The organism is Streptomyces sp. NPDC047981 (assembly GCF_040653315.1).
Taxonomy (GTDB): domain Bacteria; phylum Actinomycetota; class Actinomycetes; order Streptomycetales; family Streptomycetaceae; genus Streptomyces.
Window position 1 is genome coordinate 1 of record NZ_JBEZNQ010000143.1, and the last position, 9,888, is coordinate 9,888.

At 70.9% G+C, this 9,888-nt stretch carries 7 protein-coding genes and 1 pseudogene; 5 read left to right on the forward strand and 3 right to left on the reverse strand.

Features of this window, described 5'->3' with window-relative positions:
• Nucleotides 1-410, reverse strand: a pseudogene (locus tag AB0E14_RS38320) (molybdopterin molybdenumtransferase MoeA); the annotation flags it as partial.
• Nucleotides 411-564: 154 nt separating this feature from the next.
• Nucleotides 565-1,467 (reverse strand): UTP--glucose-1-phosphate uridylyltransferase GalU, encoded by a 903-nt coding sequence (gene galU / locus AB0E14_RS38325; protein ID WP_362429734.1) that lies wholly within the window; start codon nt 1,465-1,467, stop codon nt 565-567.
• Between the two features lie 116 nt (nt 1,468-1,583).
• On the opposite strand from galU, the gene AB0E14_RS38330 reads away from it, so the two are divergent.
• The gene (locus AB0E14_RS38330) at nt 1,584-2,159 is read left to right on the forward strand and encodes a 5-formyltetrahydrofolate cyclo-ligase (RefSeq protein ID WP_362429737.1); all 576 of its coding nucleotides are present in this window, start codon (nt 1,584-1,586) and stop codon (nt 2,157-2,159) included.
• 6 nt (nt 2,160-2,165) lie between these two features.
• Here the strand turns inward: AB0E14_RS38330 and AB0E14_RS38335 are convergent, their stop codons facing one another.
• Nucleotides 2,166-4,895 carry a penicillin acylase family protein gene (locus AB0E14_RS38335; RefSeq protein ID WP_362429741.1) on the reverse strand — a complete coding sequence of 910 codons (2,730 nt, stop codon included), beginning with the start codon at nt 4,893-4,895 and terminating at the stop codon, nt 2,166-2,168.
• A 269-nt stretch (nt 4,896-5,164) separates the two neighbouring features.
• On the opposite strand from AB0E14_RS38335, the gene AB0E14_RS38340 reads away from it, so the two are divergent.
• From AB0E14_RS38340 to AB0E14_RS38355, 4 genes are all read left to right on the forward strand, one after another.
• A complete protein-coding gene (locus tag AB0E14_RS38340; protein ID WP_362429744.1) occupies nt 5,165-6,682 on the forward strand; it encodes a potassium/proton antiporter in 1,518 nt (505 codons plus the stop codon).
• A gap of 274 nt (nt 6,683-6,956) precedes the next feature.
• A complete protein-coding gene (locus AB0E14_RS38345; RefSeq protein WP_362429753.1) occupies nt 6,957-8,243 on the forward strand; it encodes an MFS transporter in 1,287 nt (428 codons plus the stop codon).
• Nucleotides 8,244-8,311: 68 nt separating this feature from the next.
• The gene (locus AB0E14_RS38350) at nt 8,312-8,647 is read left to right on the forward strand and encodes an FmdB family zinc ribbon protein (protein WP_362429747.1); all 336 of its coding nucleotides are present in this window, start codon (nt 8,312-8,314) and stop codon (nt 8,645-8,647) included.
• Nucleotides 8,648-8,751: 104 nt separating this feature from the next.
• Entirely contained in the window at nt 8,752-9,603 is an 852-nt protein-coding gene (locus AB0E14_RS38355; protein WP_362429750.1) for an S-methyl-5'-thioadenosine phosphorylase, read from the forward strand.
• Nucleotides 9,604-9,888: the final 285 nt, after the last annotated feature.

Consider the following 9,888-nt stretch of genomic DNA (forward strand, 5'->3'; position numbering starts at 1 on the left):
GCGCCCTCGGGGGCGGCGCGGGCGGCGCGCATCCCGCTCGCCGCGCCCCCGCCCGTGCCGCCGTCGGTCCACTCGACCGGCACCACGGCCTCGGCGCCGGGCGGCAGCGGGGCGCCGGTCATGATCCGGGCGGCCTCGCCGGGGCCGACGACCGGGAGGCCGTCGGCGCCCGCCGCCACGTCACCGATGACGGTCAGGACCGCCGGGAACTCCTCGGTGGCACCGGCGACATCGGCGACCCGGACCGCGTAGCCGTCCATGGAGCTGTTGTCGAAGGGCGGCAGCGCGACGGGCACCGTGACGTCCTCGACGAGGACGCAGCCCTGGGCGTCGGGCAGTTGCAGCTCGATGGGTTCGAGCGGGGTGATCGCCCCGAGGACGTCCGCCAGGTGCTCGTCCACCGACCACAGTCCCCGGGCCGGGCCCGCGCAGGGATCGCCCGATGTGCCGTGGGCGGCCCCGGTGGCGTCCGCGACCGCCTCGCCCGACGACGATGCCTCGACCTCGGTCCCGTCCCCCGCCGGGTCGCCGCCCGCCACCGGTGCCGTGCTGCTGCTCAAGGTGCTACATCTCCTCACTGACGTACTTGCGGAGCCAGGCCCGGAAGTCCGGTCCCAGGTCTTCACGTTCGCACGCCAGTCTGACAATGGCACGCAGATAGTCCCCGCGGTCGCCGGTGTCATAGCGCCGGCCCTTGAAGACCACGCCGTGGACGGGGCCGCCGATCTTCTCGTCCTTGGCGAGCTTCTGCAGGGCGTCGGTCAGCTGGATCTCGTTGCCGCGGCCCGGCTCGGTCTCCCGCAGTATCCCGAAGACGGCCGGATCCAGCACGTAGCGGCCGATGATCGCGTAGTTGCTCGGCGCCTCGTGCACGTCCGGCTTCTCGACCAGGTCGGTCACCTTGACGACGTCGGAGTCGATCGTCGCCTCCACCGCCGCGCAGCCGTAGAGGTGGATCTGGGAGGGCTCGACCTCCATGAGCGCGATCACGCTGCCGCCCTCGCGCTCCTGGATGTCCACCATCCGTGAGAGCAGCGGGTCGCGCGGGTCGATCAGGTCGTCGCCGAGCAGCACGGCGAAGGGCTGGTCGCCGACGTGCGGGGCCGCGCACAGCACGGCGTGGCCGAGGCCGCGCGGGGCGCCCTGGCGCACGTAGTGCATGGTGGCGAGGTCGCTGGACTCCTGCACCTTGGAGAGGCGTTCCTCGTCGCCCTTGCGGGCCAGCGCCTCCTCCAGCTCGTAGTTCCGGTCGAAGTGGTCCTCCAGGGGACGCTTGTTCCGACCGGTGATCATGAGGACGTCGGAGAGTCCGGCCGCGACGGCCTCCTCGACGACGTACTGGATCGCGGGCTTGTCGACGACCGGCAGCATTTCCTTGGGGGTGGCCTTGGTGGCCGGGAGGAACCGCGTGCCGAGACCGGCGGCCGGGATGACAGCCTTGCTGATCCTGGGGGGCGACTGAGTCATGCGGAGCACCATAGCCGTTCGGTATGAGAGGAAGATGGGGCTCCGATTAACTTCCTGTGCATAAAGACAGTTACGAGAGGTTCGTGAAGTCAGGTGAACGACCGTTGAGCGCCGACATGACCGAAAAGGCCGCCTTGCGCCGCCAACTCCTCGCCACGCGCGCGCAGCTGACCGGCCATGACGTCGATTCGGCCGCCGAGCGGCTGGCCCGGGGGGCCCACGAGCTGGCCGAGCTGGCCGGGGCGTCGACCGTCGCCGCCTATGTGTCCGTCGGCCGCGAACCGGGCACGCGCGCGTTGCTGGACGCGCTGCGCGCCCGGGGCGTCCGCGTCCTGCTGCCGGTCCTGCTGCCCGACAACGACCTGGACTGGGCCGCGTACGAGGGCGCCGAGGGCCTGGCGAAGGCCGGGCGCGGGCTCCTGGAGCCGACCGGTCCGCGGCTCGGCCCCGAGGCCGTGTGCGCGGCGGACGTGGTCCTCCTGCCGGGCCTCGCGGTCGACGCGCGCGGGATGCGGCTCGGGCGTGGCGGCGGCTCGTACGACCGGGTCCTGGCCCGGCTGGCCCGGGCCGGCGCGGACCCGGCGCTCGTGGTGCTCCTGTACGCGGACGAGGTGGTCGCCCGGGTCCCGGAGGAACCGCACGACCACCCCGTGCACGCGGTGGTGACCCCGGAGGGGGTCAGGCACTTCTAGCGCCGGCTACGGCTTCAGGACCAGCGTGTCCTTCGCCGAGGCGTCGACCGCCGCCTTGCCGAAGGGCCAGTCGAGCAGCTCGCCCTTGACCCACTTGTCCGTCTGGTCGGTGTAGTTGTCGTGGTAGGCGTGGCCCGAGGCGCCCGACAGGTTGATCCAGCGGGACCGGTCCCAGTCGCCGACGTTCACGACCATGCGCATCGACGGGACCCAGATGACCCCGTAGCCACCGGCGGCGTTCCAGCCGGTCGCGTTGACGGCCGCCTCGCCGCCGCCCAGGTTCCACGGGCCGCGGTTGAGCAGGGACTGGACGAGGCCCGGTCCCGCGGTGCCGAGGGTCTGGTTCTGCAGGGTCAGCTGGTGCAGCCGGCCCCAGCTCCAGGTGGAGACGTCCTTGCCGAGCTCGGCGGTCAGCTCCCAGCGGGCGTCCTCCATGGCGCGGGCGAGCAGCTGGTCACGGGTCTCGGTGGCCTGGTCGGTGCGGTTGGCCTCGGTCTTCCACCACTCGCTGTTCTCCTGCTTGAGCAGCGGGCGGACCACCTCGTACCAGCGGTCGCCGCCGTCCGGCTGCGCCGTGTCCGCGTCGCGCTCGCCGCACTCGCGGACCTTCTTGTTCTGCTCGTCGACCGGGAGGCCGGTCAGGTCCGCGGGGAGGACGCTGATGCAGTCGCCCTCGGCCCGCAGCTCCTTGGGCAGCTTGTCGCCGAAGGCGAGCTTGAGGACGTTGCGCCAGACCGCGTTGAAGTACGCGGCGGCGGCCGAGTCGGGCTCCTGGGTGTAGTCCCAGCCTTCGAGCAGCTTCTGCGCCTCGCGGACGTACGGGTCCGAGATGTCGATCTTCAGCAGGAGCGGGTTGAGCAGGGTCGCGATCTCGCTGCGGTTGTCCATCTGCATGGTCCGCATGTCGTCGGGCGAGATCTTCCCGCCGTCCTTGATCTTCGACTCGACGAGGTCGTTGATCCGCTGGCTGCGCGAGCCGTAGCCCCAGTCCTCCGTCAGGAGGTAGGGGTACTTCTTCTTGTCGACGACGGCCTGGTTGGCGGTGACGATGTAGCCGCGCGCGGGGTTCAGCTCGTACGGCAGCTCGTCGTACGGGATGTAGCCCTTCCACTTGTACGAGGAGTCCCAGCCCGGCGCGGGCACGGTGCCGTCGCCCTTGGCGCGCACCGGGATCTTGCCGGGTGCCTGGTAGCCGATGTTCTCGGCGTCGGCGTAGATCAGGTTCTGGGAGGGGACCTCGAAGTTCTTGGCCGCGGCGCGGAAGTCCTTGAAGTTCTTGGCGCGGTTGAGCTGGAAGATCGCGTCCATGGACTTGCCCGGCTGCAGGGCGGTCCACTGGAGGGAGACCGCGTAGCCGTTGCCCCGGTCGGGGGCCGCGTTGCCGACGGGGGCCTTCTGTCCGACCTTCTCCAGTTCGGAGGAGCGGTCGGAGACCAGGGGGCCGTGCCCGGTGGATCGGATGGTGATCTTCCGGTCGCCGCCGCCGGCGACCTTGATGGTCTCCTCGCGGGTCGTGAACGGCTTGACCTTGCCGTCCACCACGTAACCGTCGTTCGAGACCTTCTCCAGGTAGAGGTCGGTGACGTCGGCGCCGAGGTTGGTGAGGCCCCAGGCGACGGTGTCGTTGTGGCCGATGATCACGCCGGGCGTGCCGGAGAAGGTGTAGCCGGAGACGTCGTAGCGGCAGGTGGCCGAGACGGAGCGGCAGTGCAGGCCCATCTGGTACCAGAGCGACGGCAGCATGGGGGCGAGGTGCGGGTCGTTGGCGAGCAGCGGCTTGCCGGAGGTCGTGTACCGCCCGGAGACGACCCACGAGTTCGAGCCGATGCCGTTGCCGTTCGGGCCGAGGAGGGCCGGGATCTCGTCGAGGGCGTCGGAGAGGGCGCCCAGCTGGCTCTGCACGCCTCCCAGCGCGCTGCCGGAGTCGTTGCCCGTGCCGGCACCGTCGCCGTTCTTCGCGGGAGTGGCCTTGGGGTCGAACTTCCCCGTCTCCTCGTCGACCGCGCCGGTCTGCACGATCGGCTGGTGCAGGTCGGTCGGGTATCCGGGGTAGAGCTGCTTGATCTGCGCCGGGCTCAGCCGGCTCGTCATGAGGGAGCGGTCGATCTCGTCCTGCATGTTGCCGCGCAGGTCCCAGGCCATCGCCTTGAGCCAGGCCACCGAGTCGACCGGGGTCCAGGGCTCGATCGTGTAGTCGCCGGTGAGGGCGAGCGCCGCGTACTCGACGGAGATCTCCGAGGTGTCCCGGCCCTTGAGATAGGCGTTGACTCCCTCGGCATATGCCTGGAGGTTCTTCTTCGTCTCCTCCGACAGGACCTTGTCGTACTCCTCCTGCGCGACCTGGCGCCAGCCGAGCGTCCGCAGGAACGCGTCGGTGTCGATCTGGCTCTTGCCGAACATCTCCGAGAGGCGGCCCGCCGTCATGTGACGGCGCACGTCCATCTCGTAGAACCGGTCCTGCGCCTGGACGTAGCCCTGGGCGCGGAAGAGGTCGGCCTCGGTGTCGGCGTAGATCTGCGGCACCCCGTAGGCGTCCCGCTTGACCTCGACCTCGCCGGACAGGCTGTCCAGCCGGATCTCGCCCGTGGTCTGCGGGAACGAGGCGCGGACGGTGCTGACGCCCCAGTACCCGCCGAAGCCGACGCCCGCGACCAGCGCGAGGGCCAGGACGAGGACGATCAGGCGGGCACGCCGCCCCTTCTTCTTGGCGGGGGGCGCGGTCGTGTTGGAGGGCATCGCTGTCCTTCGAGGGGCAGGGTGGTCCTGGAGTACGGGAGCAACCTTAGGCGCAGCGTCCGAGCGGCCCGGACGCGGTGTCCCAAGGAGGCCGCCCAAGATCGCACTGGCGATCGAGGTGAGGCAAGGAGGGCGTCAAGAAAACGTTAAAGATTAGGTAAGGTAACGAAGTACCGGCTGCTGGAGGAACGATCCGGCCGCGCGTGAGGGGAAGGAACGGGTCACTGTCTGTCCACGAGCTCAATGAACTCCTGCTCATCTGCTCACTCGTGCTGCTCATCGCTGTCGCGGCGGTGCGGATCTCGTCCCGGAGCGGGCTCCCCAGCCTGCTCCTCTACCTGGGGATCGGGATCGCGATAGGGCAGGACGGCATCGGCAACGTCGAGTTCGACAACGCCGAGCTGACGCAGGTGATCGGCTATGCCGCACTGGTGGTGATCCTGGCCGAGGGTGGCCTGGGCACCAAGTGGAAGGAGATCAAACCCGCGTTGCCCGCGGCGGTCGTGCTGTCGACCGTCGGCGTCGCGGTGAGCGTGGGCATCACGGCGTCCGCCGCCCACTACCTGGTCGGCCTGGAGTGGCAGCAGGCGCTGATCATCGGCGCCGTCGTCTCCTCCACGGACGCCGCCGCCGTCTTCTCCGTCCTGCGCAAGGTCCCGCTGCCCTCCCGGGTCACCGGTGTCCTGGAGGCCGAGTCCGGCTTCAACGACGCCCCGGTCGTCATCCTCGTCGTCGCCTTCTCGACCGTCGGCCCGATCGACAGCTGGTACGTCCTGGTCGGCACGATCGCCATGGAACTGGCCATCGGCGCCGCCGTCGGCCTCGGGGTCGGCTTCCTCGGCGCCTACGGGCTCCGGCACATCGCCCTGCCCGCCTCCGGCCTCTACCCGATCGCCGTCATGGCCATCGCCGTCACCGCGTACGCGGCCGGCGCCCTGGCCCACGGCTCCGGCTTCCTCGCCGTCTACCTGGCCGCGATGGTCCTGGGCAACGCCAAGCTGCCGCACGCCCCGGCCAACCGCGGCTTCGCCGAGGGGCTCGGCTGGATCGCCCAGATCGGCATGTTCGTCCTGCTCGGCCTGCTGGTGACGCCGTCCAAGCTGGGCGACGACATCCTGCCCGCGGTGATCATCGGCCTGGTCCTCACGGTGGTGGCGCGGCCCCTGGAGGTCTTCGTCAGCCTGCTGCCGTTCCGCATCCCCTGGCAGGAACAGGCCCTGATGTCCTGGGCCGGCCTGCGCGGAGCCGTCCCCATCATCCTGGCCACGATCCCGATGGTCTCCGGGATCGAGGGCAGCGAACGCGTCTTCAACATCGTCTTCGTGCTCGTGGTCGTCTACACCCTCGTCCAGGGCCCGACGCTGCCCTGGCTGGCGAAGGCCCTCAAGCTCGGCTCCTCCGAGGCGGCCGACCTCGGCGTCGAGTCGGCCCCGCTGGAGCGGCTGCGCGGCCACCTGCTGTCGGTCGCCATCCCGCAGGGTTCGAAGATGCACGGCGTGGAGGTCGCGGAGCTGCGGCTGCCGCCCGGAGCGGCGGTCACCCTCGTCGTCCGCGACGAGAAGAGCTTCGTACCGAGTCCGGCGACCGTGCTGCGGCGCGGGGACGAACTGCTGGTCGTCGCGACCGACCCCGTACGGGACGCCACCGAGCGGCGGCTGCGGGCCGTCGGACAGGGCGGAAAGCTGGCCGGCTGGCTCGGTACGGGGGGCTCGACGGCGGTCTCCGCGCCCAAGGGACCGCACTCGCACTGGCCGCATCTGCCCTTCACCAAGCGAACGTCCGGTTAATCACAGGCATAGATTCGTCGAGAAGGGCGTTTTCCCAGGCGGGAAGACGCCCTTCCCTGTACCATGAAGGCACACTTGATCGAACCAACTCTGCCTGACGCAGAGCTGGCGCGACCGTATGGCGGCCGAGAAGCCCTCCGCAGGGGCCCGGTATCTACCGCAGTTCCGCGCAAGAGGACAGCTCTCGGCTACGCCCGCACCACCGTGCAGGGGCCCGCTACCAGGCGGCAGAAAGGCAAGGACCGTGGTGTCCACGGTCACTTCTGACACGCCTCTGAAGGGCGCGGGCGAGCCCACCGAGGGCAAGGCCCGCAAGCGGGCCGGTTACGGGCAGCTGCTGCGCACCCCCGGCGCGCTGTCCTTCCTGATCCCCGGCTTCGCCGCCCGCCAGCCGTTCGCGATGCTGACGATCGGCATCGTCCTGCTCGTCCAGCACACCACCGGCTCCTACGGCAGCGCCGGTGCCGTCGCCGCCGTCACCGGCGTCTCGATGGCGCTCTTCGCCCCGCAGAGCGGCAAGCTCGCCGACCGCTTCGGCCAGCGCGCCGTCCTGGTCCCCGGCGTCCTCGTCCACGCCACCGCCGTCTCCCTGCTCGTCGTGCTCGCACTCGCGGGCGCTCCGATGTGGGCGCTGTTCCTCGCGGCCGTACCGGCCGGCGCCTCCGTCCCGCAGATCGGGCCGATGGTCCGCGCCCGCTGGGCGGCGAAGCTCGAGAACTCCCCACTGATGCCGACGGCCGCGGCCTTCGAGTCGGTCACGGACGAGTTCACCTTCGTCGTCGGCCCGGTCCTCGCCACCGCGCTGTGCACCGGCGTCCACCCGGCGGCCGGTCTGATCGCCGAGGCGGCCCTGACGCTCTTCGGCGGCCTGTTCTTCGCCGCGCAGAAGCGCACCCAGCCCGTCCACGGCCTGGTCGCGGCGGCCGCCTCCCAGCCGCACGCCTCCGCGCTCTCCATCCCCGGCGTCCGCGTCCTGGCCATCGCGTTCCTGGGCATCGGCGCGGTCTTCGGCGGCATGCAGGTCTCGCTGACCGCGTTCAGCGAGGAGATCGGCAACCCCGGCGTGAACGGTCTGCTGTACGGGACCTTCGCCGCGGGCAACATGCTCGCGGGCATCGCGTGCGGCGCCATCGCTTGGAAGATCGGCCCGCGCAAGCGGCTGATCCTGGGCTACGCCGGACTCACCGCGGCCGCCTCGCTGCTCTGGTCCGCCGACTCCGTCCTGCTGCTCGGCGCCCTCGGCCTGGTCGTGGGCCTGTGCATCGCCCCCGCCCTGATCACCGGCTACACCATCGTCGAGACCCTGGTCCCGGCCTCCTCCCGGACCGAGGCCTTCACCTGGCTCACCGGCGCCGTGGCGCTCGGCCAGGCGGGCGCCGTGACGGTCGCGGGCCGGCTGGCCGACGCGCACGGAGCGAGCACCGGATTCCTGGTCCCGCTGGTCGGCACGGCGCTCGCGCTGGCCACCCTCGTCGCCCTGCGCTCACGGCTGACCCCCCGGGCTCCGGGGCGCGTGGCGGCACGTGGTATCGGTCACCGAGTGCCGGTGACGGTGGACTGATCCGGCGGAATACGTCACTATGGATCGTCGTTAGCACTCGATGAGTGTGAGTGCCAGGAGGAAGACAAGTGCCGACCTACCAGTACCAGTGCACCGAGTGCGGCGAGGGCCTCGAGGCGGTGCAGAAGTTCACCGATGACGCGCTGACCGAGTGCCCGAGCTGCAAGGGACGCCTGAAGAAGGTGTTCTCGGCGGTCGGCATCGTCTTCAAGGGTTCCGGCTTCTACCGGAACGACAGCCGCGGCTCGTCGAGCTCCAGCTCCCCCGCGTCGAAGTCCTCCACGACTTCTTCCCCGTCCTCGTCGTCCTCTTCGTCGACGTCCTCTTCGTCGTCCTCCTCGGACGCGAAGCCGGCCTCTTCGTCGAGCACGTCCAGCGCGTCGAGCTCCAGCTCGGCCGCCTGACCGGAGGGCCGCCCGCACCGGGCGCTCGACCGAGTTCTTACGGAAGCCTCACTGCCGCGCGCGGTGGGGCTTCCGGCCATTCCCGGGCCGTTAATCTGACCGGCATGGCGACCAAGGCGTTTGCGGACATCGGTGTGATCGGCGGATCGGGGTTCTACTCCTTCCTGGAGGACGTGACGGAGGTGTCCGTGGACACCCCGTACGGCAGCCCCAGCGACGCGCTCTTCCTCGGCGAGGTCGCGGGGCGCAGGGTCGCGTTCCTGCCCCGGCACGGACGCGGCCACACCGTGCCGCCGCACCGGATCAACTACCGCGCCAACCTGTGGGCGTTGCGCTCGGTGGGCGTACGGCAGGTCCTCGGGCCGTGCGCCGTGGGCGGGCTGCGGGCGGAGCACGGGCCCGGGACCCTCGTCGTCCCCGACCAGTTGGTCGACCGTACGAAGACGCGCGTGCAGACGTACTTCGACGGGGAGCCGCTGCCGGAGGCCTGGGGCGGGGCCGTGCCGAAGGTCGTCCACACCACCTTCGCCGACCCGTACTGCCCGGACGGGCGGCGGGTGGCGCTGAAGGCGGCCCGGGGCAAGGGCTGGGACGCGGTGGACGGCGGCACCATGGTCGTCGTCGAGGGGCCGCGCTTCTCCACGCGCGCGGAGTCGCGGATGCACGCGGCGGCCGGCTGGTCGGTGGTCGGCATGACCGGGCACCCCGAGGCGGTCCTCGCCCGCGAACTGGGCCTCTGCTACACCTCGCTGGCGCTCGTCACGGACCTGGACGCGGGCACGGAGACCGGCGAGGGCGTCTCGCACACCGAGGTCATGCGGGTCTTCCGCGCGAACCTCGGCAGGCTGCGCGAGGTGCTCTTCGACGCGGTGGGCGCGCTGCCGGACACGGCGGACCGCGACTGCCTGTGCACCCATGCCCACGACGGCTGGGACCTGGGGATCGAGCTGCCGTGAATCCCCCGCGTGAATCCCCCGGGGGAGTGAGGGAGTTGTCCACAGTCCGCGGTTGATCCACAGGCGGGAGCGGGATCTCCGGCGGGGCGGGATGGTGGGAGCGACCTTCCGACTCCCGACAGGTGGTGTCCGCGATGACGACCTCTCACTCCCCCTCTTCCGGTTCCCACGTCCGCCGTTCCCCCTCGCACGTGCCCGCGCCGCTCGGCGTCCCGCCGTTCGAGCCGCTGCGGGTGCGGAGCGGGCGGCGGACAGGCCGCTGTAGGTGTAGAAGGAGTTCCGGCT